The organism is Sphingomonas sp. IBVSS2, assembly GCF_002127225.1.
In the GTDB taxonomy this organism is placed as follows: domain Bacteria; phylum Pseudomonadota; class Alphaproteobacteria; order Sphingomonadales; family Sphingomonadaceae; genus Sphingomonas.
In genome coordinates, this window is sequence record NZ_NFUR01000001.1 from 525,115 (window position 1) to 546,494 (window position 21,380).

The 21,380-nt window shown below is 68.0% G+C and carries 27 protein-coding genes; 8 read left to right on the forward strand and 19 right to left on the reverse strand.

The annotated features are described in order from the left end of the window. Positions 1-65: 65 nt before the first annotated feature. Entirely contained in the window at positions 66-1,352 is a 1,287-nt protein-coding gene (nhaA, locus tag CAP40_RS02465) for a Na+/H+ antiporter NhaA (RefSeq protein WP_086127758.1), read from the forward strand. Here nhaA and CAP40_RS02470 read toward each other — a convergent pair. Continuing rightward, positions 1,253-2,428 (reverse strand): MFS transporter, encoded by a 1,176-nt coding sequence (locus tag CAP40_RS02470; protein WP_086127759.1) that lies wholly within the window; start codon positions 2,426-2,428, stop codon positions 1,253-1,255. The genes nhaA and CAP40_RS02470 overlap by 100 nt on opposite strands. 70 nt (positions 2,429-2,498) lie before the next feature. On the opposite strand from CAP40_RS02470, the gene CAP40_RS02475 reads away from it, so the two are divergent. Continuing rightward, complete coding sequence (locus CAP40_RS02475) at positions 2,499-3,080, forward strand: hypothetical protein (protein ID WP_086127760.1); 582 nt, start codon at positions 2,499-2,501, stop codon at positions 3,078-3,080. Then, positions 3,077-4,342, forward strand: coding sequence for an MFS transporter (locus CAP40_RS02480; protein ID WP_086127761.1), 1,266 nt, complete (start codon positions 3,077-3,079; stop codon positions 4,340-4,342). Before CAP40_RS02475 ends, CAP40_RS02480 begins: the two co-directional genes overlap by 4 nt. Positions 4,343-4,446: 104 nt before the next feature. Here the strand turns inward: CAP40_RS02480 and CAP40_RS02485 are convergent, their stop codons facing one another. From CAP40_RS02485 to CAP40_RS02495, 3 genes are read right to left on the reverse strand one after another with little or no spacing between them, the layout of a single operon-like run. Beyond that, the gene (locus tag CAP40_RS02485) at positions 4,447-5,094 is read right to left on the reverse strand and encodes a phytanoyl-CoA dioxygenase family protein (protein WP_086127762.1); all 648 of its coding nucleotides are present in this window, start codon (positions 5,092-5,094) and stop codon (positions 4,447-4,449) included. A gap of 2 nt (positions 5,095-5,096) precedes the next feature. Next, positions 5,097-6,026 (reverse strand): electron transfer flavoprotein subunit alpha/FixB family protein, encoded by a 930-nt coding sequence (locus tag CAP40_RS02490; RefSeq protein WP_086127763.1) that lies wholly within the window; start codon positions 6,024-6,026, stop codon positions 5,097-5,099. Further along, on the reverse strand, positions 6,023-6,775 hold the full coding sequence (locus CAP40_RS02495; RefSeq protein WP_086128412.1) for an electron transfer flavoprotein subunit beta/FixA family protein: 753 nt from the start codon (positions 6,773-6,775) through the stop codon (positions 6,023-6,025). Before CAP40_RS02495 ends, CAP40_RS02490 begins: the two co-directional genes overlap by 4 nt. A 197-nt stretch (positions 6,776-6,972) precedes the next feature. Here CAP40_RS02495 and CAP40_RS02500 point away from each other — a divergent pair, with 197 nt between their 5' ends. After that, positions 6,973-7,353, forward strand: a complete 381-nt coding sequence (locus CAP40_RS02500; protein WP_086127764.1) for a hypothetical protein — start codon at positions 6,973-6,975, stop codon at positions 7,351-7,353. Between the two features lie 43 nt (positions 7,354-7,396). Here the strand turns inward: CAP40_RS02500 and sucC are convergent, their stop codons facing one another. Continuing rightward, positions 7,397-8,599 (reverse strand): ADP-forming succinate--CoA ligase subunit beta, encoded by a 1,203-nt coding sequence (sucC, locus tag CAP40_RS02505; protein WP_086127765.1) that lies wholly within the window; start codon positions 8,597-8,599, stop codon positions 7,397-7,399. A gap of 236 nt (positions 8,600-8,835) precedes the next feature. On the opposite strand from sucC, the gene CAP40_RS02510 reads away from it, so the two are divergent. From CAP40_RS02510 to CAP40_RS02520, 3 genes are read left to right on the forward strand one after another with little or no spacing between them, the layout of a single operon-like run. Next, on the forward strand, positions 8,836-9,336 hold the full coding sequence (locus tag CAP40_RS02510) for a sterol desaturase family protein (RefSeq protein ID WP_086127766.1): 501 nt from the start codon (positions 8,836-8,838) through the stop codon (positions 9,334-9,336). A 34-nt stretch (positions 9,337-9,370) separates the two neighbouring features. After that, positions 9,371-9,805 (forward strand): peptide-methionine (R)-S-oxide reductase MsrB, encoded by a 435-nt coding sequence (gene msrB / locus CAP40_RS02515; RefSeq protein ID WP_086127767.1) that lies wholly within the window; start codon positions 9,371-9,373, stop codon positions 9,803-9,805. Between the two features lie 42 nt (positions 9,806-9,847). After that, the gene (locus CAP40_RS02520; RefSeq protein ID WP_086127768.1) at positions 9,848-11,992 is read left to right on the forward strand and encodes a transglycosylase domain-containing protein; all 2,145 of its coding nucleotides are present in this window, start codon (positions 9,848-9,850) and stop codon (positions 11,990-11,992) included. A gap of 33 nt (positions 11,993-12,025) precedes the next feature. Here CAP40_RS02520 and CAP40_RS02525 read toward each other — a convergent pair whose 3' ends face one another. From CAP40_RS02525 to CAP40_RS02535, 3 genes are read right to left on the reverse strand one after another with little or no spacing between them, the layout of a single operon-like run. After that, positions 12,026-12,700 (reverse strand): M48 family metallopeptidase, encoded by a 675-nt coding sequence (locus CAP40_RS02525; protein ID WP_256923979.1) that lies wholly within the window; start codon positions 12,698-12,700, stop codon positions 12,026-12,028. Continuing rightward, on the reverse strand, positions 12,697-13,131 hold the full coding sequence (locus CAP40_RS02530; protein WP_179187856.1) for a YcgN family cysteine cluster protein: 435 nt from the start codon (positions 13,129-13,131) through the stop codon (positions 12,697-12,699). The genes CAP40_RS02525 and CAP40_RS02530 overlap by 4 nt, the downstream gene beginning before the upstream one ends. Then, entirely contained in the window at positions 13,128-13,709 is a 582-nt protein-coding gene (locus CAP40_RS02535; protein ID WP_256923980.1) for an SCO family protein, read from the reverse strand. The genes CAP40_RS02530 and CAP40_RS02535 overlap by 4 nt, the downstream gene beginning before the upstream one ends. Positions 13,710-13,777: 68 nt before the next feature. On the opposite strand from CAP40_RS02535, the gene CAP40_RS02540 reads away from it, so the two are divergent. Further along, entirely contained in the window at positions 13,778-14,392 is a 615-nt protein-coding gene (locus tag CAP40_RS02540; protein ID WP_086127771.1) for an ankyrin repeat domain-containing protein, read from the forward strand. Here the strand turns inward: CAP40_RS02540 and CAP40_RS02545 are convergent. The 11 genes from CAP40_RS02545 to CAP40_RS02595 form a co-directional block, all read right to left on the reverse strand. Beyond that, the gene (locus CAP40_RS02545; RefSeq protein WP_086127772.1) at positions 14,389-14,886 is read right to left on the reverse strand and encodes an MmcB family DNA repair protein; all 498 of its coding nucleotides are present in this window, start codon (positions 14,884-14,886) and stop codon (positions 14,389-14,391) included. The genes CAP40_RS02540 and CAP40_RS02545 overlap by 4 nt on opposite strands. A gap of 49 nt (positions 14,887-14,935) precedes the next feature. Beyond that, complete coding sequence (locus CAP40_RS02550; protein WP_256923981.1) at positions 14,936-15,547, reverse strand: cell wall hydrolase; 612 nt, start codon at positions 15,545-15,547, stop codon at positions 14,936-14,938. A 194-nt stretch (positions 15,548-15,741) separates the two neighbouring features. Then, positions 15,742-16,080 carry a DUF1491 family protein gene (locus CAP40_RS02555; protein WP_275914612.1) on the reverse strand — a complete coding sequence of 113 codons (339 nt, stop codon included), beginning with the start codon at positions 16,078-16,080 and terminating at the stop codon, positions 15,742-15,744. Continuing rightward, positions 16,080-16,544 carry a PaaI family thioesterase gene (locus CAP40_RS02560; RefSeq protein ID WP_256923982.1) on the reverse strand — a complete coding sequence of 155 codons (465 nt, stop codon included), beginning with the start codon at positions 16,542-16,544 and terminating at the stop codon, positions 16,080-16,082. Before CAP40_RS02560 ends, CAP40_RS02555 begins: the two co-directional genes overlap by 1 nt. Beyond that, the gene (locus tag CAP40_RS02565) at positions 16,531-16,998 is read right to left on the reverse strand and encodes a PTS sugar transporter subunit IIA (protein ID WP_086127776.1); all 468 of its coding nucleotides are present in this window, start codon (positions 16,996-16,998) and stop codon (positions 16,531-16,533) included. The genes CAP40_RS02560 and CAP40_RS02565 overlap by 14 nt, the downstream gene beginning before the upstream one ends. Before the next feature lie 45 nt (positions 16,999-17,043). After that, positions 17,044-17,631: a ribosome hibernation-promoting factor, HPF/YfiA family gene (gene hpf / locus CAP40_RS02570; protein ID WP_086127777.1), complete on the reverse strand. Its 588-nt coding sequence runs from the start codon at positions 17,629-17,631 to the stop codon at positions 17,044-17,046. 77 nt (positions 17,632-17,708) lie between these two features. Next, positions 17,709-18,401 (reverse strand): DNA polymerase III subunit epsilon, encoded by a 693-nt coding sequence (dnaQ, locus tag CAP40_RS02575; protein ID WP_086127778.1) that lies wholly within the window; start codon positions 18,399-18,401, stop codon positions 17,709-17,711. A 7-nt stretch (positions 18,402-18,408) separates the two neighbouring features. Next, positions 18,409-19,014 (reverse strand): dephospho-CoA kinase, encoded by a 606-nt coding sequence (gene coaE, locus CAP40_RS02580; protein ID WP_086127779.1) that lies wholly within the window; start codon positions 19,012-19,014, stop codon positions 18,409-18,411. Next, positions 19,011-19,823 carry a shikimate dehydrogenase gene (gene aroE / locus CAP40_RS02585; protein ID WP_086127780.1) on the reverse strand — a complete coding sequence of 271 codons (813 nt, stop codon included), beginning with the start codon at positions 19,821-19,823 and terminating at the stop codon, positions 19,011-19,013. Before aroE ends, coaE begins: the two co-directional genes overlap by 4 nt. After that, complete coding sequence (locus tag CAP40_RS02590) at positions 19,820-20,416, reverse strand: nucleoside triphosphate pyrophosphatase (RefSeq protein ID WP_086127781.1); 597 nt, start codon at positions 20,414-20,416, stop codon at positions 19,820-19,822. Before CAP40_RS02590 ends, aroE begins: the two co-directional genes overlap by 4 nt. After that, positions 20,413-21,234, reverse strand: a complete 822-nt coding sequence (locus CAP40_RS02595) for a pyruvate, water dikinase regulatory protein (RefSeq protein ID WP_179187858.1) — start codon at positions 21,232-21,234, stop codon at positions 20,413-20,415. Before CAP40_RS02595 ends, CAP40_RS02590 begins: the two co-directional genes overlap by 4 nt. Positions 21,235-21,380 lie beyond the last annotated feature (146 nt).

The window sequence follows — 21,380 nt, forward strand, 5'->3', positions numbered from 1 at the left end:
TTGCAGCGCGACATCCACCCCATAGAAAGGCCGCGCCAGGCAGACAGGGAGGCGGCGGGCCGCGCATGACCAGGATCGAGGAAACCGCCAAGACGCTCGCCAAAGCTCCAACGCGGGCCGAATCGGCACTGCGCGACTTCCTCAGGAGCGAGGCCGCGGGCGGCATCATCCTGATCGCCGCCGCCATCCTCGCGATGATCGCCGCCAATGTTCCCGGCATCTCGGAAACCTATTTCCACACGCTCCATCGGGAGATCGGACCCACGCTCTCCACCGTGCACGGGCCGATGACCGTGCATCTGTGGATCAATGACGGCCTGATGGCGGTGTTCTTCCTGCTCGTCGGGCTGGAGATCAAGCGCGAGTTCGTCGACGGCCGGCTCGCCAGCTGGGAGCGCCGCCGCCTGCCGGTGGTGGCCGCGGCCGCCGGCATGATCGGCCCGGCGATCGTCTATCTTGCCATTGCCGGAGGCACTCCCGGACTTGCCAATGGCTGGGCGATTCCGGCCGCGACCGACATCGCCTTCGCGATCGGCGTGCTCGCGATCCTGGGCAGCCGCGCGCCGGCATCGCTCAAGCTGTTCCTCACCACCGTGGCCATCGTCGACGACATGGGCGCAGTGGCGATCATCGCGCTCGCCTATACCGCGCATATCAGCACGCTGGCGCTGGCCGGCGCGGCGATCGTGCTCGCCACCATGTACGTGCTCAACCGCAGCGGCGTGCGGCGGCTGTGGATCTACCTGCTGCTCGCCCTGCTGCTCTGGTACCTGGTCTTCCTCTCCGGCATCCATGCGACCGTCGCCGGCGTGGCGGCCGCGATGACGATCCCGATCGTCAAGTCGCCCGGCCATCCCGACGATGCCGCCTCGCCGCTCCACCGGCTCGAGCATGCGCTGCATCCCTGGTCGGCCTATCTGATCGTGCCGCTGTTCGGCTTCGCCAATAGCGGCGTCTCCCTGGCCGGCGTTTCGCCCGCGGTGCTGCTCGCCCCGCTGCCGCTGGGCATCGCACTCGGCCTGTTCCTCGGCAAGCAGCTGGGCATCTTCGGCAGCATCTGGATCGCGGTGCGGACCGGCTTCGCGACGCGCCCGGGCGGCTGGCGCCAGATCTATGGCGTATCGCTGCTCGCCGGCATCGGCTTCACCATGAGCCTGTTCATCGGCGGCCTGGCCTTTCCCGACCGCCCCGAGCTGGTCGACCAGGTGAAGATCGGCGTGCTCGCCGGCTCGCTCCTGTCGGCGATCGCCGGTTATCTCGTCCTGCGCTCGGCGAGCACCGCCACCACCAGCACCGCGAACCCGCCGAGCGACAGCAGCGCCCCCACCCAGCCGGTCGACGTCCAGCCATAGCCGGCCGCGATGGCCAGCCCGCCCAGCCAGGGGCCGAGCGCGTTGGCGAAGTTGAACGCCGAATGGTTGAGCGAGGCGGCGAGCCCCTGCGCCTCGCCCGCCACGTCCATCAGACGGGTCTGCAGCACGGCGCCGAGCGCCCCCAGGAACCCGATCGCGGCGATGTCGAGCGCCAGGCTCCACAGCTGGCCGGCGGCGAGGGGATAGAGCGCGAGCGCCACTGCGCTGCCCAGCAACAGCGCCGCCGCCGTCCGCATCAGCGCGCGATCGGCGAACTTCGGCACGACGATGCTGCCCGCGGTCGCGCCGACGCCGAATATGGCGAGGACCATCGGGATCATCCCCGGCGAAGCGCCCGTCACTTCCAGCATGGTCGAGGCGACATAGGTGTAGACGCAGAACATCCCGCCAAAGCCGATCGCGCTGATGCCGAGCGTGAGCCACACCTGGCCATTGGCGAGCGCGCCCAGCTCCTTGAGCGGGCTCGCGCCCTTTTGCGGGGGATCGCGGGGGGCAAGGGCCGCGACCAGCGCCACCGTCGCCAGCGCCAGCGCGCCGACCACCACGAAGCCCCAGCGCCAGCCCAGCGCCTGGCCCAGCCAATTGGCGAGCGGCACGCCCAGGATCGTCGCCACGGTGAGCCCCAGCATCATCCGCCCCACCGCCTGGGAGCGCTTGTTGACCGGCACCAGCGAAGCGGCGACCAGGGCGGCGATGCCGAAATAGGCGCCGTGCGGCAGCCCAGACAGGAAGCGGAACAGCAGCAGCCAGTGATAGTCGGGCGCGAGCGCGCTCAGCGTGTTGAACAGCGCGAAACCGGCCATCAGCAGGAGCAAGGTCAGCCGGCGCGACAGCTTCGCCGCCGCCACCGCGATCAGCGGCGCCCCCACCACCACCCCGAGCGCATAGGCGCTGATGACATGGCCGGCACTGGGCACGTCGATCTTCAGCCCCTCCGCCATGTACGGCACCAGGCTCATCGTCGCGAACTCGGTGGTGCCGATCGCGAAGCCGCCCATCGCCAGCGCGAAATGGACCAGGCCGACATTGTGGACGCGGGGAGCGGGGGCGTGCATGCGCCTCAAGTGCGTATGCTGCACTGCAGCGTCAACCCCCGGTGCGCGCATCCCGGGTTGCGCGCGCTGCATGGCCGGCGCCCTTTGCGGCGCCTCGGCGATCGCCTATCCTGGCGCCATGCTCGCCGCCGCCCTCCTCTCGCTCGCCGCGCCGGATGCCTGCACTTCGGACTGGCGCCTGCTCTTCGCCAACGGACCCCAGGGCGAGGAGGTCGCGGGAAGCCGGGCGGCGCTGATCGCGGCGGTGCGCCGCGGCAGTCCGCTGCGCGTCGGCTGGGGCGAGGCGGCCAAGGACGGTAGCTGGTCGGTGGAGGAATTCTCCAATGTCGGCTTCACCAACATCATGGGCGGCCGCGATCTGGTGGTGCAGCTGGAACCGGCGATGATCCAGAACGACTATCTCGATGCAAGGAAAGCCACGCTGCGCGCCGAGCCGCTGGAATGGCGGGCGATCATGTCCACGGACGGGCGCTTCGACGCGCAGATGACCGTTCCCGCCACCGGCAAGCTGTTCCGCACGCTGCGCCAGCGCACGCGAATCCATTGGTACGCCTTCGCGCCCGATCCGAAATGCGACGCGCGCGAAGCGGTGAACTCGGCCCCGCCTGGGCGCACCAACGTCCTGGTCGAGAGCGTCAAGCCGGTCGAATGACCGGGCCGGATCCCGCCGATCCGGACAGGGCGCCGCATGACGGATATGCGCGCGGCACGCCGGGCTATCGGCGGCTGACCCTCGCGATGCTGTTTGCCGGCTTCTCGACCTTCTCGCTGCTCTATTCCGCCCAGCCGCTGCTGCCGCTGTTCGCACGCGAATTCCAGCTGAGCGCGGAGGCGGCCAGCCTGGCCATCTCGCTTGCCACCGGTCCGCTTGCAGTGGCGATCGTCGTCGCCGGCATGCTCTCCGACAAGCTTGGCCGGCGGCCGCTGATGGTGTTCGCGATGTTCGGCGCGGGATTGCTCACCACCCTGACCGGACTGGCGCCGGGCTGGAACGCGCTGCTGGCATTGCGCCTGCTCACGGGGATCGCGCTCGCCGGCATGCCGGCCGTGGCGATGGCCTATGTCAGCGAGGAGATCGAGCCCCATTCGGTGGGACCGGCGATGGGATTGTACATCGCCGGAAGCGCGATCGGCGGCATGGCCGGGCGGCTGGGGGTGAGCCTGCTCACCGAGCTGATCGACTGGCGCTGGGGCCTGATCGGCGTCGGGCTGATCGGGCTGGCCATGGCCGAGGGCTTTCGCCGCCTCGCGCCGCCCTCGCGGCGTTTCGTGCCCCAGCCCGTCCATCCGGGCGCGGTGCTGGCGGCGGGGCGCGACCTGTTCAGGGACCGGGCGATGCCGTTGCTCTATGCCGAGGCGTTCCTGCTGATGGGGGTGTTCGTCACCATCTACAATTATGTCGGCTTCCGCCTGGTCGCGCCGCCTTTCGCCCTGGGCCATGCCGCGATCGGCGCGATCTTCCTGCTCTATCTGCTCGGCTCGGGAAGCTCGACCTGGTTCGGGCATCTGGCCGAGCGGCGCGGGCGGCGGCTGATCTTCTGGATCCCCACCGCGATGCTGCTGGTCGGCACGGCGCTGACCGCATCCGCGTCGCTCGCTTTGGTGGTGGCCGGGATCGGCATCGTCACCATCGGCTTTTTCGGCGCGCACTCGATCGCCTCGAGCTGGGTGGGCCGGCGGGCGCGGGCGAGCCGGGGGCAGGCGGCCGCCTTCTACCTGTTCTTCTACTATATGGGATCGAGCCTGCTCGGCTCGGCGGGCGGCGTCGCCTGGACCGGCTGGGGCTGGACCGGGGTGACGCTCTATTGCGGGGCGCTGACGCTGATCGCGCTGGCGATCGCGGCGAAGCTGGCCACGGTACCGCCGCTGCCGCTGCCGGAGGCCACGCCGCCGCGGGCGATGGGGACGGATTGAGCGATCCGCTCAACCAAAACGGGCCCCGACCAGCCCGGTCGCGATCGCCAACGAGGCCGGTTCGGTTGGATGGAAGGGCGGCAGATCGGACCAGTTGCCGGATGTCACACTCCCAGCCAGTCCAGCCCCTGCGGCAGCGCTTCCGGCGAATAGTCCACCTGCAGCACCCGGCGATGCCGAGCGCCGCTGCTCGCGGCGGAGGCATGGACGACCGGCGTGGCGTAAAGCCACACGTCACCGGCCTCGGCCAGGCAGGCGGCGGTACCGCAACGCTCGACCACGCCGGCAAGATCACTCTCGGCGATGCGGCCCAGCCGGTGCGAGCCCGGCGCGATCAGCAGCGGCGCATTGTCTTGCGGCACGGGGTCGAGATGGACGCGCATCGTCCGCATCGCTTCGAGCAGCGCGAAGGGGGGTTCCACGTGGAGCAGCCCCTGCTTGCGCGACCAGGGGCCGAAGCCCGGCACTTCGCGCCGCTCGCGCACCGCGATCGTCCGGTCCTGATGCCAGCCGAGCGACCAGTTGGCGCCCGGGCCCTTGTCGAACAGGATCGCGCGGACCGGCCGCATGCCAGGCAGCAGCGCGCCAAGTGCCTCGGGCGCAAGCAACCCGGCCAGACCCGGCAGGCCATGCAGCCGAATGCCGGCGCGGCCTGCCGGCTGGCGCGCGGCAAGTGCCAGCAGCGCACCCAGAAAAGGGGCGGCCGCACCGGCAAGGTGCGCCGCCCCATCTTCGTTCAGCGAAAGCGCCAAGCTCAGAGCTTCTCGGTAAGCTCCGGCACGATCTTGAACAGGTCGCCGACCAGGCCGATGTCCGCCACCTGGAAGATCGGGGCGTCCTCGTCCTTGTTGATCGCGATGATCGTCTTGGAGTCCTTCATGCCCGCCAGGTGCTGGATCGCGCCCGAGATGCCGATCGCGACATAGACTTCCGGCGCGACGATCTTGCCGGTCTGGCCGACCTGATAGTCGTTCGGGGCATAGCCCGCGTCCACGGCGGCGCGCGAGGCGCCGACGGCGGCACCGAGCTTGTCCGCCAGCGGATCGATCTGCGCGTGGAACTGCTCCGACGAGCCGAGCGCGCGGCCGCCCGAGACGATCACCTTGGCGCTGGTCAGCTCCGGACGCTCGGACTTGGCGATCTCGGCACCCGCGAAGCTCGACAGACCCTTGTCGCCTTCGCCCGACACCGCTTCGATCGTGCCGTTGCCGCCGGTGGCCGCGGCCTTGGGGAAGGCCGTGCCGCGCACGGTGATCACCAGCTTCTCGTCGCTGGTCTGCACGGTGGCGATCGCGTTGCCGGCATAGATCGGGCGGGTGAAGGTGTCCGCACCCTCGACCGAGAGGATGTCCGAGATCTGCATCACGTCGAGCGCGGCGGCCACGCGCGGCGCGATGTTCTTGCCGGTGGTGGTCGCCGGGAACAGCACCGCGTCGTGCGAGCCCATCAGCGACACGATCAGCGGCGCGACATTCTCGGCGAGGAAATGCTCGTACGCGGCGTCATCGGCGACATGGACCTTGCCCACGCCTTCGATCGCGGCTGCCTGCTTCGCCACGCCGTCGACGCCCTTGCCGGCGACGAGGAGATGGACTTCGCCCAGCTTCGCCGCGGCGGTCACCACGGCAAGGGTGGCGTCCTTGAGGTTCTGATTGTCGTGCTCGACCCAAACCAGCGTCTTCATTTCGCCACTCCCAGCGCCTTGAGCTTCTCGACCAGCTCGTCGACCGAGCCCACCTTGACGCCGGCCGAGCGCTTGGCCGGCTCGACAACCTTGAGCGTCTTGAGGCGCGGCGCCACGTCGACGCCGTAGTCCGCGACGGTCTTCTTCGCGACCGGCTTGGACTTGGCCTTCATGATGTTCGGCAGCGTGGCGTAGCGCGGCTCGTTGAGGCGCAGATCGGTGGTGACGATCGCCGGCAGCTTGAGGTCGACCGTCTCGAGGCCGCCATCGACTTCGCGGGTGACCTGCACGCCCTGGCCGCCCAGCTCGACCTTCGAGGCGAAGGTGCCCTGCGGCCAGCCGAGCAGCGCGCCCAGCATCTGGCCGGTCTGGTTCGAATCGTCGTCGATCGCCTGCTTGCCCAGGATGATCAGCCCGGGCTGCTCCTCTTCCGCGACCTTGGCGAGCAGCTTGGCCACCGCCAACGGCTCGACCTCGTCATCGGTCTGGATCAGGATCGCACGGTCGGCACCCATGGCGCGCGCGGTGAGCAGCACGTCCGACTCCGCCTTGGCGACGCCGATGGTGACCACCACCACTTCGGTCGCCGCGCCCTTTTCCTTCAGGCGCACGGCTTCCTCGATCGCGATCTCGTCGAACGGGTTCATGCTCATCTTGACGTTGGCGAGGTCGACCCCCGTCCCGTCCGCCTTCACCCGCGGCTTCACGTTGTAGTCAAGCACCCGCTTGACCGGCACCAGCACTTTCATCGAAATCCTCTCCATCGCTGGAAGATCGGCAACACCAATCGCTAATGCCCGAGAATCGATTCAAGTCCAGCCCCAAAGCGCCCCCGGCATACCCGATCATCGAAAATGCCGCCCATATCGCCTTGTTACGGTGGCGCGACGAGTTCACCGCGAATTCAGGATGCAACCTGCAATTTCGTGAAGGAAGGAGAGGAGATATGGGGAAATATCATGTGGCGCTCTGGGCGATGCTGGCGGTGACCGCCGCTACGGCACCCGCCTTCGCGCAGGAAGCGCCGGTTGCCGCGGCAAAGGAGCAGGCCAAGCCCAAGGCCGAGACACTTACCGGGCGGCCGGGCGCCGCGTCGTCCAGCTACGCGCGCTGCGCGCCGGGCACGCCGATCGGCGGGATCGTGGTGAAGGGCGGGGTCAATCCGACCAAGCGGAGCGCCGAGCCCGAAGGCGCCTGCACGTCCGAAGAAGCAGCGACGCCGGCCATGCCTTCGCGCCTGTCGATGACGCCGACCACGACCAAGGCGGTCGCGCCTGCGGCGACCCAGCTGCTCAAGAGGAGCATCAGCGAGAAGGGCGTAAAATAGGCTGACGAGCGGGCCGCATCCGCGGCCCGCTTGCCGATCGGTGTCAGGCGGCGACCTTCTGGACTTCGGCGACGATCTTCTTCGCCGCGTCGCCCAGGTCGTTCGCGGGAACGATGGCCAAGCCCGAATTGGCGAGGATGTCCTTGCCCTGCTGCACGTTGGTGCCCTCGAGGCGGACGACCAGCGGCACCGAGAGGTTCACTTCCTTCGCCGCGGCGACGATGCCCTCGGCGATGATGTCGCAGCGCATGATGCCGCCGAAGATGTTGACCAGGATGCCCTTCACCGCCGGATCGCTCAGGATGATCTTGAACGCCGCCGTCACCTTCTCCTTGTTGGCGCCGCCGCCGACGTCGAGGAAGTTGGCCGGGAACATGCCGTTGAGCTTGATGATGTCCATCGTCGCCATCGCCAGGCCGGCGCCGTTGACCATGCAGCCGATATCGCCGTCGAGCTTGATATAGGCCAGGTCGTACTTCGAGGCCTCGAGCTCCATCGGATCCTCTTCGCTCTCGTCGCGCAGCTCGGCTAGGTCCTTGTGGCGGAACATCGCGTTCGAATCGAAGCCGACCTTGGCGTCGAGGACGAGGAGGTTGCCCTGCTCGGTCAGCGCCAGCGGATTGACTTCGATCTGCGCGGCATCGGTGCCCTGGAACGCGGCGAAGAGCGAAGCGGCGACCTTGGCCGCCTGCTTGCCCTGGTCGCCGGTCAGCCCCAGCGCCGCAGCGACGGCGCGGCCGTGATGCGGCATGAAGCCGGTCGCCGGATCGACGTCGAAGGTGTGGATCTTCTCGGGCGTCGAATGGGCGACTTCCTCGATGTCCATGCCGCCCTCGGTCGAGACGACGAAGGCGATGCGGCCGGTGACGCGATCGACGAGCAGCGCCAGGTAGAATTCCTTGGCGATGTCGGCGCCGTCGGTGATGTAGAGGCGGTTGACCTGCTTGCCGTGCTCGCCGGTCTGGATCGTCACCAGCGTGTTGCCGAGCATCTCGTGCGCGGCTTCGCGGACCTCGGCCTCGCTGCGGGCGAGGCGGACGCCGCCCTTGGCCTCGGGCGGAAGCTCCTTGAACTTGCCCTTGCCGCGGCCGCCGGCATGGATCTGCGCCTTCACCACATAGAGCGGCCCGGGCAGCTTGTTCATCGCCTCGACCGCCTGCTCGACGGTGAACGCGGCATAGCCGGCGGCGATCGGCGCACCGAACTTCGCGAGCAGTTCCTTGGCCTGATATTCGTGGATGTTCATGGGGAGCGCGCCCTCGTCATTTGTGGCGGGAAGGGGTTTGCGCGAGCCTTAAGCACGGCGCGCGCGCGAATCCAAATCTTTTCGGCGTAAATGCGATTGCGACGTAATTGCAATATGGGTGCCGAGGCTCCAACCACGGCCGCCTCGGACGTGTTCCCCGGGGTGGCGGGAGAGAACCGGCCGGGCGACTCGCATCCCCGGCTGACGTATCGCCCCGGAACGCCTATCTACCCGCCATGCCCCCCTGGCTCGGCCTTGCCCTGTTCCTCGCCACCATCGCCGCGATGGAGGGCTTTGCCTGGGCGATGCACCGCTGGGTGATGCACGGGCCGGGCTGGTTCCTCCACGCCAGCCACCACCGGCCCCGCACCGGCCGGTTCGAGTGGAACGACCTCTATGCCGTGATCTTCGCCATGCCCTCGATCCTGCTCCTGTACGGCGGGGTGCAGGCGGGCTGGTGGCCGGGCTCTGCCTGGATCGGGGCGGGAATCGCCGGCTATGGCGCGATCTATTTCGGCTTCCACGACGTGATCGTCCACCAGCGGGTCCGCCATCGCTACGTCCCGCGATCGCGCTACATGAAGCGAATCGTCCAGGCGCACCGGCTGCACCATGCGGTAGAATCCAAGCATGGCGCGGTCAGCTTCGGCTTTCTGTGGGCGCCGCCCGCGGAGGCGTTGAAGCGCCAGCTCAGAGCCAAGGCCGGTTTGGCCCGCTTCCGCGCCAACCCGGATTGACGCGGCCCCCGGCGCCGGACACATGCTTTGCGCCATGGAGCATCTGAACCTCTCCGAGTCCGAGTGGCGCAAACGCCTCACTCCGGAACAGTTTCACGTGCTGCGCGAGGCGGGCACCGAGCGGGCCTTTTCCGGCCACTACACCGACAACAAGGCCGATGGCCTCTATCTGTGCGCCGGCTGCAAGCTCGAACTGTTCGACAGCGCCGACAAGTTCGATTCGGGCTCGGGCTGGCCCAGCTTCACCCGGCCGATCGATTCGGAGAACGTCACCGAACATGCCGACACCAGCCATGGCATGCGCCGCGTCGAGCTGCGCTGCGCGCGCTGCGACGGGCATCAGGGCCATGTCTTCCCCGACGGACCGCCGCCGACGGGCCTGCGCTACTGCATAAACTCGGTCAGCCTCGATTTCCGTTCACGTGGCGGCAACCAGAATGTCGCTACCAGCGAACCGAGCGGCGCCTGATCCTTGTGAGCGGGCCGAATAGGGCTTAATCGCACTCCCCCGATGCCATCGAAGAATTTGCCCACCGTGATCCGCACGCCCAAATGGCGTGACCTCTCCTTTTGGAAGCGAATCGCTTTCTGGACGCTGGTGAGCGGGGGCAGCCTGGCGCTGCTCGGCTTCATCGCGCTGCTGATCGCAGTCTATTCGACCAAGTCGACGCTGCCGAGCTTCGACGAACTCAAATCCTCGCCCAACGGCCAGATGATCCGCGTCCATGCCGCGGACGGCACCGTGCTGGTGTCGCTCGGGCCGAGCTATGGCGAATGGATCAAGTCCGACAAGATCCCGCAGGTGATGAAGGACGCGATCATCGCCACCGAGGATCGCCGCTTCGAATCGCACTGGGGCGTCGATCCCGTCGGCGTCGCGCGCATCTTCTGGCGGGCCAAGCAGCTGCACGACGAGGGCCGGCGCCTGCAGGGCGGCTCGACGATCACCCAGCAGGTGGCGCGCACCATCTTCCTGTCGAACAAGTACGATCTCGGCCGCAAGGTGCGCGAAGGCGTGATCGCGCTGGCGATGGAGCGGAAGTTCACGAAGGACGAGATCCTCGAACTCTATCTCAACAAGGTCTATTTCGGCGGCGGCGCCTATGGCATCGACGCGGCGAGCCGGAAATTCTTCGGCCACCCCGCCACAAATCTCAGCCTGGCCGAGGCGGCGGTGATCGCCGGCCTGGTCAAGGCGCCTTCGCATTATTCGCCCACCGCCGATGCCGAGGCGGCGATCGGCCGCGCCAGCGTGGTGCTCGACCTGATGGCCGAGACCGGCAAGATCACGCAGGGCCAGGCCAGGGCCACCGATCCGCGCACCGTGGCGCTCGCCCCCGAGCCCCAGCAGAACAGCGTGCGCTATTTCACCGACTGGGCGCTGCCCCAGCTGGAAGTGCTGATCGACGAGACCGAGGCGCCGCTGGAGGTCTGGACCACGCTCGACCTGTCGATGCAGCGCGCCGCCGACGACGCGGTCCGCGCCAATGCACCCAAGAACGCGCAGGGCGCGCTGGTCAGCCTCGATCGCGACGGCGCGGTGCGCGCGATGGTGGGCGGCAAGGACTATGTCGCCTCCATCTACAATCGCGCGACCCAGGCGACCCGGCAGCCGGGCTCGGCGTTCAAGCTGTTCGTCTATCTCACCGCGCTCGAGGCCGGCCACAAGCCCGACGACATGGTGGTCGACGAGCCGGTGACGATCAACGGCTGGAGCCCCCGCAACAGCTCGGGCGCATTCCGCGGCGAGATGAACATCCGCACCGCCTTCGCCTATTCGGTCAACACGATCGCGGCGAAGCTCGGCCAGGAAGTGGGCTTCGGCGCGATCGCCGACATGGCGCGCCGCTTCGGCATCACCACGCCGGTGGATACCCATCCGGCAATGGTGCTCGGCACCTCCGACGTCCGCCTGATCGACATGACCCGCGCCTTCGCCTCGGTGGCGAACAAGGGCGTGGCGGTGACGCCCTATGGCATCACCCGGGTGACCGCGAACGGCGCGGTGATCTACCAGCACGAGGTGGACACCAGCCATGTCCTGGTCGCGCCCTATGTCGCCGCGCAGATGACCGACCTGATGCAGACCGCGGTCGCCACCGGCACCGGCCGCGCCGCGCAGATCGGCCGCCCGGTCGCGGGCAAGACCGGCACGACCACGTCGAACAAGGACGGCTGGTTCGTCGGCTTCTCCTCGGGCCTCACCACCGGCGTGTGGATGGGCCGCGACGACGCCAAGGTGGTCCCCGGCCTGCAGGGCGGCACCGCGCCGGCCCGCGCCTTCCACGACTTCATGGTCAAGGCAGTGGCGCGCCGCCCGGTCGAGCAGTTCGACACGCAGGTGACGTTGCCCGAATATCAGCTCGACGAAGAGAATGCGGCCTATGCCGAACCGGACAACGGCCTGTTCGTCGACCCGGACGGCAACCCGCTGCCCGAGGACCAGCAGCCACGCGGGGACGGCACCGAGCAGGCCCAGCCCCAGCACGGCCAGGACGAGCAGCTCGATCAGGACTGGATCGACCGGATGACCGGCCGCAAGGCCCCCGCCCCGGCCCAGCGCGACCAGCGCGACCAGCGCGATGCGCCGCGCGACCTGCCGCGCCAGCCGGCCCCGGCCCCGCGGGGCGACACGCCACGGGGCGAGCAGCAGTAAGTCCATGCTCGCTCCCCTTACGGGGAGGGGAAGCTACCGTCCGTACCAGTGCAGTCCGGCACCATTGCGCTTCAGCCAGGCGCGCGCGCGCTCCGGATCGCCTTCGAACAGCTCGGCCACCACCCGGTGGAAGGCCGGCGAATGATTCATGTGGATCCGGTGCGCGACTTCGTGCGCCACCGTCGCGCGGCGGACATGGCAGGGCGCCAGCAACAGCCGCCAGCTATACCGGATCTGGCCCGACGACGCGCAGCTCCCCCAGCGCCCGCGCGGATCGCCGATCGAGACTTTGGTGACCGTCACGCCCGCGCGCTCGGCATATTCCGCCGTCTCCTCGCTCAACAGGTCGAGCGCCGCCTGGCGGAGCCAGCGCTCGATGCGCCGCTCCAGGCCCTCGCGCGGGCCGCCGCAGAGCAGCCGGTCGCCGGCCAGCCGCGGCGTGCGCCCGGCGCCCGGCGCGGGCCAGACGATCTCCACCTCGGCATCGCCGATCGGGATTCGCGCGCCCGGCGCGAACGGCCGCGCCTCGGGCATCTTCGCCTGTTGCGCCGCGATCCAGCCCTGCTGCTCGCGCGCCCAATCCATGCCCTTCTTGAGCGAGGCGCGTGGCGGCAGGGTCAGCTTCACGCGGCCGGACCGCGGATCGACCGAGAGCCGCATCCGCCGCGCCCGGGCGTGGCGGACCACCTCGATCTCCGGTGGGCTCAAAGCTCGCGATCCACCAGATGATGCTCGAAATCGACCACATCGTCCTCGCTCACCGTCCAGCCGCGCGTCGACTGGCCGGCCGCATGGACCGATTCGGGATCGCCGCTCACCAGATAATGCCAATCGGGCAGGGACTTGCCTTCACCGCGCAGGCGATAGGCGCAGGTGGAGGGGAGCCATTCGATGTCGCGGACGTTGCGCGCGGTCAGCCGCACGCATTCGGGGACATAGGCGTGGCGGTGCTTATAGTCCGAGCAACGCCCCATCCGCCGATCGAGCAGCCGGCAGGCGACGTTGGTCGCCATCAGCTCGCCGGTATCCTCGTCCTCCAGCTTGTGGATGCAACATTTGCCGCATCCGTCGCAAAGGGCTTCCCATTGCGCCCGGTCGAGCTTCTCCAGCGGCAGGTCTTCCCAGAATTTCCCGGTCATTTCACCCAATGGTCGAGCTGCGCCACCACGGCCGCAGCGTCCTTCTCGATCGGCAGCGACGTGATCGGCTTGCCGTCCTTGTCCATCAGATAGGCAATCTGGCTGTGTCCTACCAGATAGGCGCCGTTCGGGCCGGCCGGTTCCTTCTTCGCATAGACCGCATATTGCTTCTCCACCGCCGCGATCGCCGCAGGGCTGCCGGTGAGGCCGATAATACGGTCGTCGAAATTGCGGACGAACGCGCCGACGACCTTGGGCGTGTCGCGCTCGGGATCGACGGTGATGAAGATCGGCACGATCGCCCTGGCCTTGGCCGGCGCCTGCTTGTCGAGCGTCTTCATCGCCTGGCCGATCTTGAGCATGTCGTTCGGGCAGATGTCGGGACACCAGGTGTAGCCGAAATAGACGATGCGATACTTGCCGGCGAAATCGCTGTCGCGCACCGGCTTGCCGTCCGGATCGGTCAGCGTGAAGGGGCCGCCGATGCGGGCGCCGGCGAGCGGCGGTTCATCCGCGGCGCCGCTGCAGCCCGAGACGATCAGTAGCAAAGGCGCAAGGGCCTGAATTATCCTGCTCATGGTATCCTCAGCCATGATCTGATAGTTCGGGGCTTGCAAGCACTGCCGCTATGGGGTTTGGGCAAGACATGATCGTTCGCGTATTGGGCGCCGCCGGCGCCGCCCTGCTGATGCTCGCCGCCGCGCCCGCATCGGCCCAGCAATTCTCCGACAGCTATAATTTCCTCAATGCCATCCGCGAGACGGACGGCACGAAGGTGAACAAGTATCTGGAGAACAAGTCGCTCCGCATCGTCAACGCCAAGGATCGCTCGACCGGCGAGGGCGCGCTCCACATCGTGGTGCGGCGCAGCGATTCCACCTATCTGCGCGTGCTGCTCCAGCAGGACGACATCAATCCGAACCTGCAGGACAATCGCGGCAACACCCCGCTGATCATCGCCGCCGAGCGTGGCTGGGGCGACGGCGTGCAGATCCTGCTCAGGTACGGCGCCAATGTGAACACGGCCAACACCAGCGGCGAGACGCCGCTGATCCGCGCCGTCCAGGTCCATGACATCGACGTCGCCCGCCAGCTCCTCGCCGCCGGCGCCAATCCGGACCGGACCGACAATGTCACCGGCAAGTCGGCCCGCGATTATGCCCGCGACGAGACCCGTTATCCGCAGATCGCCAAGCTGCTCGCCGAGGCGCCCAAGGGCGGCAAGTCGGGTAGCGCGGCTCCGGCGGGCCCGAAGCTCTAGAACGCCGCTTCCGCGTCGGGATCGAGGATCTGGATGACCCGGCGCGCGGCGCGCCGGGCAAAGGCCAGCGTGCATTTCCGCCGTGTCGGCGCGGGCAGGGGGAATGTCGCCGCCTCGCGCATCACCGCCGCATCGTAGCGATCGGCGACGATCAGCCCCGCGCGCGCGGGCAGGAAACCCTCCTGCTCGAAGGGCCTGAGGTCGAACCCCTCGGGCACCGCCCAGAAGAAGCGATCGCAATGCGCGAGATAATCGGTCCATTTGCCGTCGCCGAGCAGGTCTGCACGCGACACCTTGATCTCGACGATGACGATGTTGCCGCGCGAATCGATCGCCATCAGATCGGCGCGGCGGCCCCCCTCCAGCGGCACCTCGGCAAGTGCGACGCAATCGTGGCGAAGGAGCAGCCGGGTGACGCCGCGCGCGACATCGGCGGCGATCAAAGGCCCATCTGGCTGCGGGTCTTCCTGAATCGAAACGGCCGGGGAAGTCATCCCCGGCCGTCTAGAACATTACGCGAACGCAGGGAACCCCGCGACTCGCTCAACGATAGAAAACATGGTTGCCGACAGAGCCCACGCGCGCGCGCTTCCAGCTCGGCTTCACATAGCGGGCATGGAAATAGAGCGCTTCGGGCACGGGCGAGTCCCACTGGTCCTTCATCGCGACCTGGGCCACGGCGAGGGCCTTTCTCCACTGGCCGTTGGCCGGCGGAGTGGGCAGCTTGCCGCCGCGCACGAAGGAGAACTGGCCGCGCTGGGTCACCACGCCGCAGACCGAGCGCGGGAAGCGGCCCGATTCGGTGCGGTTGAGGATCACGTCCGCCACGGCGAGCTGGCCGGCCAGCGGCTCGCTCTTTGCCTCGTAATAGACGCTCACGGCAAGGCAGTTGAGCTCGCTGTCGAGCGACGCGGGCGCATCCTGCGCGGCCACGGCTTCGGTGAGCGAGGCGAAGTCATCGTCGTCCGCATCCGCATTGGGGATCGGCTGGACGATCTCGGTCTTTTCCTGGATCGGAGTCGGCGCGGCCTGCGGGGCCGGCGCGGGAACCTGCTGGAGGTTCTGGACGTTGACCTGCTGAACCGGCGCATCCTGCAGGTTCGCGGTCATGTCGAGCGTGGCGGCATTCGCAAGTGCGCCAGCGCAAAAAGTCACGGCCGCGAAACCCGCGGCGCGATGGATGAACTTCATTAGGCTTCGTTGCTGTGCGGTTGGTGCGCGGCCGGCCCTTTTTCTCTAATTGGGCCGCCGGGCTTCCCCCCCGACTGCGTAACCGACCGACTTCACACCCCGGCAGGCACAACGCGATTGATAGTAGGCGCCGCCTTTCGCCGGACACGTCCTACATGTCAATTCGTCACGATCGTTTCAGCGGCGAAGCGTTCCCCATCCACGATATCCAGTTCGACCACCCACAGATCGGAATCACGCTCCCGGCGACGGCGCCAATAGGCCGTAACCTCGCCGTCGTCGGCGAATTCGCGTGGGCCCGAGGCGATCAGCGCGGGGTTTCCGTCCGGCCCCAGCCCGCGCTCGACGAAGCGCGGATTGGCGCCGCGTTCGACCAGCAGGAGCAATATAGCGCCGGCGGTCGCATCGCCCCTGGCAAGCACCATCGCGCCGCCGCCGGCCCCTTCGGCACGGCGGATCAGCGCGTTGACCAGCATGCCGGTGGCGATCCGCGCCATCAGCCCTGGCGATATCCGGGCAGCGAGGCGAGCGGGATTCGCGAGCGCATGAACGTGCCCGTGCCGCGCGCCGCTTCCTCGCCGGTCGCGTCGATCAATCGCGCCTCGCCGACGAAAACGCGCCGCTGCCCGCTCACCCAGCGCCCCTCCGCCACCACCGGCCCCGGGCCGAGCGGCTTGGTGAGCAACAGGTTGAACTGCGTGGTCAGCACGAAGCGATCGGTGACCAGGCTGTTCACCGCGTAGAAGGCGGCATCGTCGAGCATCTTGAAATAGCTCGTGCCATGCGCCGCGCCGGCCGCATGGAAATAGCGCTCGTCGATGGTGAAGCGAATGCGCGCGACACCGCTTTCCGGGATTTCGAGCACGGACTCGAACAGCCGGTTGATCGGTGCCGCTGCATAGAGCGATTCGAGCGCGCGGAAATGCGCCGTCGCCCCGATGGGCTCCTCAGGCTGCGTCACGCGCCTCCACGCCCGCGAGCAGCGCATAGAGCGCATCGCGCGATCCGGCGCCGCGCAACTTGGCGGCGATCGCCTTGTCGCGCAGGCAGCGCGAGACGCAGGCCAGGGCCTTCAGATGGTCCGCGCCCGCGCCCACGGGCGAGAGCAGCATGAAGACGAGGTCGACGGGCAGTTCGTCCACCGCGCCGAAATCGACCGGCTTGTCCAGCCGCACGAACACGCCGCAGACGCGGCGGATCGCATCGAGCTTGCCGTGCGGAATGGCGATGCCGGCGCCGAAGCCGGTCGAGCCCAGCTTCTCGCGCTCGGAAAGGGTTTCGGAAACGGCACGCGCGTCGAGGCCATAGGCCTCGGCCGCGGTGGCCCCCAGCGCCGCGAACAGCGCCTTCTTGCTGGCAACACTCACGCCGGAGAGCACCGCCTCCGGCACGAGCAATTCAGTGATGGTCGTCATCGATATTCCAGTTGAGGTCCGCCCCCCGGGGCCTGCCTTTAATACTCAGGCGGCGCGATTGGGTTCCACCCATCCGATCGTCCCGTCGCCGCGCCGATAGACCATGTTATGGGCACCTGTCGCGCTATTTCGGAAAAGCAGCGCATTGGTGTTCCGCAGATCGAGCATCATCACCGCATCCGAGACCGTGGCATCGGGCACATCGACTCGGGTCTCCGCGATGATCAGCGGCGCATCGACGGGCTCGTCCTCGTCCACCGTCTCCTGGAAAAGGGTGTAGCCGGCGTTGTTGTCATAGGCGCCGTTCTCGGCGAACGCATTGACCACGCCGTTCTGGCGGTCCTTCAGCCGGCGCGTGTAGCGGCGCAGCTGCTTGTCGATCCGGTCGGCTGCGCCGTCGAATGCGCCATGGGCCTCCATGCCCTTGTTGGTCGCCTTGAGGACAAGGCCCTGGGTGACGTGCATCACGATGTCGCAGGTGAATCCGTTGTCGTGCGGCCCCTTGCCGAAGGTCGCCTGGGACGAGATCGCGCGCGAGAAATACTTGCCCGCAATCCCCTGGAGCCGTTCGTTGACCTGCGCCTTGAGCGCGGCGCCGGTCTCGACCTGATGCCCAGAAACCCGGATGTCCATTATTCACCTCCACTTTTTACCGAGGACCCTGGCTGGGGCGGGGTCCGAGCCGATTGACCGCAGGCAATTGCCTGGAGTCAACTGGCCGGGGCGGCGCCCCAGAGCGGATCCTCCATCTTAGAGAGAAAGGCCGCGTGGCGTTCGAGTTCCGCCGCGCTGGCGCTAAATTGGCGTGCCGGGCGTGCATGCACGCGCGACGGCGCCTCGACCATCGTCTCGCGCACCACCGGCGCGTCGACCGCCAGGCCCAGGGTGATCTGCCGCCCGCCGGTAAGCTCGACATAGACCTGGGCGAGCAGCGAAGCGTCGATCAGCGCGCCGTGCAGCGTGCGCTGGGTGAGGTCGATGCCGTAGCGGGTGCACAGCGCATCGAGCGTGTGCTTGGCGCCCGGATGCTTGACCCGCGCGATCGCCAGCGTGTCGACCATGCGGCCCAGATCGACGATCGGCCGGCCGCTGCGGGTCAGCTCGCCATTGATGAAGCCGAAGTCGAAATTGGCGTTGTGCGCGATCATCGGGCTGTCGCCGATGAACTCGAGCATGTCCTCGACCACATCCTCGAACAGGGGCTTGTCGGAGAGGAACACGTCCGACAGGCCGTGGACGTTGAACGCCTCGATCGGCATCGGGCGCTGGGGATTGATATAGGCGTGGAAGGTGCGGCCGGTCATCACGCGGTTGAGCAGCTCGACGCATCCGATCTCGACCAGCCGGTCGCCACCCGAGAAGCTGAGCCCGGTGGTTTCGGTGTCGAACACGATTTCACGCATGGGAACCTTATCCTCCCACGCGGCCCGCTAGGCAAGCGATGACATCACGGACCACCGCGCGCGTCTCCCCGGTCGGCACGCCGGTGGGGATGACGAAATCGGCGCGCGCGCGCTTTTCCGAGTCGGGCAGCTGGCGGGCGAGGATCGCCTCGAATCGCGCCAGGGTCATGCCCGGGCGGGCGAGCACGCGTTCGCGCTGCACTTCGGCCGGCGCCGAAACCACCGCGATCCTGTCGACATGCTCCCATCCGCCGGCTTCGAACAACAGGGGCACGTCGAGCACGACCAGCGGCGCATCGCGATTCGCCCGGAGAAAGGCCTCGCGCATCTCCGCCACGGCGGGATGGAGGATCGCCTCGAGCCGGGCAAAGGCGCCGGAATCGGCAGTCACCGCTTCGCGCAGCAACGCGCGGTCCACTCCGCGATCGCCGGTGGTGCCGGGGAACGCCGCCTCGATCGCGGCGAGCGCGGCGCCGCCCGGCCCCTGGAGCCGATGGACCGCGGCATCGGCATCGAACACCGGCACCCCGTCTTCCGCGAACATCGCCGCCACGGTCGACTTGCCCATCCCGATCGACCCGGTAAGGCCCAGCGTGATCGGGCGGATGGTCATGACGTCAGCAGCATCTCGCGAAGTTCGTCGTCGCGGTCGCGCGGGGGCTCGGCGCCGAAGAACAGCTCGAAGGCGAGCGCGGCCTGGCCGACCAGCATCTCCAGCCCGTCCACGGTATCGAGTTCGCGGTCGCGCGCCTGGGCAAGCAGGCCGGTCTCGAGCGGAGCATAGACCGCGTCATAGACCACTGCGTCCGCAGGCAGCGGCGCCAGGTCGATCTCGAGCGGCGGCTGGCCGATCATGCCGAGCGCGCTCGCGTTCACCAGCAGCGCGGCGGGGGGCAGCTTGGCGGTGAGCGGCAGCGCCTCCCCCTTGATTCCGAACCCGGAGAGCAGGGCCGCCCCCTTGAGCACATTGCGGTTGAGCAGAGTCACCCGGCCGATGCCGACCTTGGACAGTGCGAACAGGATCGCCCGCGCCGCGCCGCCCGCGCCGATCACCACCGCATGCTTGCCCTCGAGATCGAGGCCCGCGATCGGCGCATAGAAGCCGCCGGCATCGGTGTTGGTGCCCACCAGGGCGCCATCCTCGGCGCGTACCACCGTGTTGATCGCGCCGATCGACTGGCGGATGCCGCCGCGATCCTCGACGAATTCGAGTGCGGCCTGCTTGTGGGGCAGGGTGATGTTGCAGCCGCGCCAGTCGGGATCGGCCCTGCGCGCCTCGAAATAGCCGGCCAGCTCCTCGGGCTTCACATGCGCGCGGCGATAGTCGGCGGCGATGCCGAGCTGCGCCAGCCAGAAGCCATGGATCAGCGGCGACTTGGACTGGGCGATGGGGTCGCCGATCACTTCGGCATAGGCTGTCATGACGTCATGATTCCCCGGGTGCGCAGATAGTCGAGGATCGGCAGCAGCGGCATGCCGAGGATGGTGAACTGGCTGCCCTCGGTCCGGCTGAACAGCTGGACGCCGGGACCCTCGATCCGGAAGCAGCCGACGCAGCCGGCGATCGCCGGCCATTCCAGGTCGAGATACTCCTGGATGAACCGCTCCGAGAGCGGACGGACATGCAGCCTGGCCCGGTCGACATGGCGCCACACCGCGCGGCCGCCCTCCGCGATCACCGCGGCGCTGTGGATATCATGCGTCTTGCCCGACATGCGGCGCAGGTGATCCGCCGCCTGCTCCCGGCTTTCGGGCTTGTCGAGCAGCGCGCCGTCGTCGAGCGCGACCAGCGAATCGCCGCCCAGCACGAGCGCGCCCGGCACGAGGCCGGAGACCTTGAGTGCCTTCAGCTCGGCCAGCGCATCGGCCAGGTCACGCGGGGAAATGCCGCCGGCGACCAGCGATTCCTTGGCCGAAGCTTCGTCCACCTGTGCCGTCACGGCTTCATGCGGCACGCCGGCATCGTTGAGCATGGCGCGGCGCGAGGCGCTTTGCGAGGCGAGCACCAGCTTCATGATCTTCCCTTCTCGAGCGTCCGTTCGTTGCACAGCTGGATGATCGCCGCGGCGGTCTCCTCGATCGAGCGGCGCGTCACGTCGATCACCGGCCAGCCATTGTCGGCGAACATCCGCCGGGCATAAGCGACTTCGCGCGATACCGAGTCCTGGTCGACATAGCTCGTCTCGGGCGCCTGGTTCAGCGAGAGCAGCCGGTTGCGGCGGATCTGGATCAGCCGGTCGGCACTGGTGGTGAGGCCGACGATCAGCGGATGCTTGAGGTCGAACAGCTCCGGCGGCGGCGGCGATTCGACCACGATCGGGATATTGGCGGTCTTGTACCCCCGGTTCGCCAGATAGATCGACGTCGGCGTCTTGGACGAACGGGAGACGCCGGCCAGCAGGATGTCGGCTTCCTCCCAATCCTCGGCGAGCAGCCCGTCATCGTGCGCAATGGTGAACTGGATCGCGTCGACGCGCGCGAAATAGGCGGCATCCAGGGTGTGTTGCCGCCCCGGCCGCGCCTTGGCTTCCTGGCCGAGCAAGTTGGAGAGCGCATGGTTGACCGGATCGAGCGGCGCGATCGCCGGCAATCCCATCGCCCGGCAGCGGCTCTCCAGCGTGCGGCGGATCTCGGGATTCACCAGCGTGTAGAGCACCAGCCCCGGGTTCTGCGCGATCTCCTGCAGGATCCGCTCGAGATGCGCTTCGCTGCGCACCATCGGCCAGAAATGCCGCAGCGTCTCCACGTCGTCATATTGGGCCAGCGCCGCCTTGGCGATGTTCTCCAGCGTCTCGCCGGTGGAATCGGAAAGGAGGTGGAGGTGGAGACGCATCAGGCCGTGAGTGAATCTGTGGAGAACATGCCTCACAGCCACTAGCGCAACCGGGCGCACGAACCAATCGGCTCCGTTCGACGACTCCCGCTGGTGATTCGTCCACATGCCCGTCCCCAGCTTGTGATTCCGATCCACAGCCTGTT

Excerpts from the sequence above, each read along its gene's own strand:
- nhaA (WP_086127758.1), top strand. The coding sequence starts at position 66 with ATGACCAGGATCGAGGAAACCGCCAAGACGCTCGCCAAAGCTCCAACG.
- CAP40_RS02470 (WP_086127759.1), bottom strand. The coding sequence starts at position 2,428 with ATGCACGCCCCCGCTCCCCGCGTCCACAATGTCGGCCTGGTCCATTTC.
- CAP40_RS02475 (WP_086127760.1), top strand. The coding sequence starts at position 2,499 with ATGGCCGGCGCCCTTTGCGGCGCCTCGGCGATCGCCTATCCTGGCGCC.
- CAP40_RS02480 (WP_086127761.1), top strand. The coding sequence starts at position 3,077 with ATGACCGGGCCGGATCCCGCCGATCCGGACAGGGCGCCGCATGACGGA.
- CAP40_RS02490 (WP_086127763.1), bottom strand. The coding sequence starts at position 6,026 with ATGAAGACGCTGGTTTGGGTCGAGCACGACAATCAGAACCTCAAGGAC.
- CAP40_RS02495 (WP_086128412.1), bottom strand. The coding sequence starts at position 6,775 with ATGAAAGTGCTGGTGCCGGTCAAGCGGGTGCTTGACTACAACGTGAAG.
- CAP40_RS02500 (WP_086127764.1), top strand. The coding sequence starts at position 6,973 with ATGGGGAAATATCATGTGGCGCTCTGGGCGATGCTGGCGGTGACCGCC.
- sucC (WP_086127765.1), bottom strand. The coding sequence starts at position 8,599 with ATGAACATCCACGAATATCAGGCCAAGGAACTGCTCGCGAAGTTCGGT.
- CAP40_RS02510 (WP_086127766.1), top strand. The coding sequence starts at position 8,836 with ATGCCCCCCTGGCTCGGCCTTGCCCTGTTCCTCGCCACCATCGCCGCG.
- msrB (WP_086127767.1), top strand. The coding sequence starts at position 9,371 with ATGGAGCATCTGAACCTCTCCGAGTCCGAGTGGCGCAAACGCCTCACT.
- CAP40_RS02520 (WP_086127768.1), top strand. The coding sequence starts at position 9,848 with ATGCCATCGAAGAATTTGCCCACCGTGATCCGCACGCCCAAATGGCGT.
- CAP40_RS02530 (WP_179187856.1), bottom strand. The coding sequence starts at position 13,131 with ATGACCGGGAAATTCTGGGAAGACCTGCCGCTGGAGAAGCTCGACCGG.
- CAP40_RS02535 (WP_256923980.1), bottom strand. The coding sequence starts at position 13,709 with ATGAGCAGGATAATTCAGGCCCTTGCGCCTTTGCTACTGATCGTCTCG.
- CAP40_RS02540 (WP_086127771.1), top strand. The coding sequence starts at position 13,778 with ATGATCGTTCGCGTATTGGGCGCCGCCGGCGCCGCCCTGCTGATGCTC.
- CAP40_RS02545 (WP_086127772.1), bottom strand. The coding sequence starts at position 14,886 with ATGACTTCCCCGGCCGTTTCGATTCAGGAAGACCCGCAGCCAGATGGG.
- CAP40_RS02555 (WP_275914612.1), bottom strand. The coding sequence starts at position 16,080 with ATGGCGCGGATCGCCACCGGCATGCTGGTCAACGCGCTGATCCGCCGT.
- CAP40_RS02565 (WP_086127776.1), bottom strand. The coding sequence starts at position 16,998 with ATGACGACCATCACTGAATTGCTCGTGCCGGAGGCGGTGCTCTCCGGC.
- hpf (WP_086127777.1), bottom strand. The coding sequence starts at position 17,631 with ATGGACATCCGGGTTTCTGGGCATCAGGTCGAGACCGGCGCCGCGCTC.
- dnaQ (WP_086127778.1), bottom strand. The coding sequence starts at position 18,401 with ATGCGTGAAATCGTGTTCGACACCGAAACCACCGGGCTCAGCTTCTCG.
- coaE (WP_086127779.1), bottom strand. The coding sequence starts at position 19,014 with ATGACCATCCGCCCGATCACGCTGGGCCTTACCGGGTCGATCGGGATG.
- aroE (WP_086127780.1), bottom strand. The coding sequence starts at position 19,823 with ATGACAGCCTATGCCGAAGTGATCGGCGACCCCATCGCCCAGTCCAAG.
- CAP40_RS02590 (WP_086127781.1), bottom strand. The coding sequence starts at position 20,416 with ATGAAGCTGGTGCTCGCCTCGCAAAGCGCCTCGCGCCGCGCCATGCTC.
- CAP40_RS02595 (WP_179187858.1), bottom strand. The coding sequence starts at position 21,234 with ATGCGTCTCCACCTCCACCTCCTTTCCGATTCCACCGGCGAGACGCTG.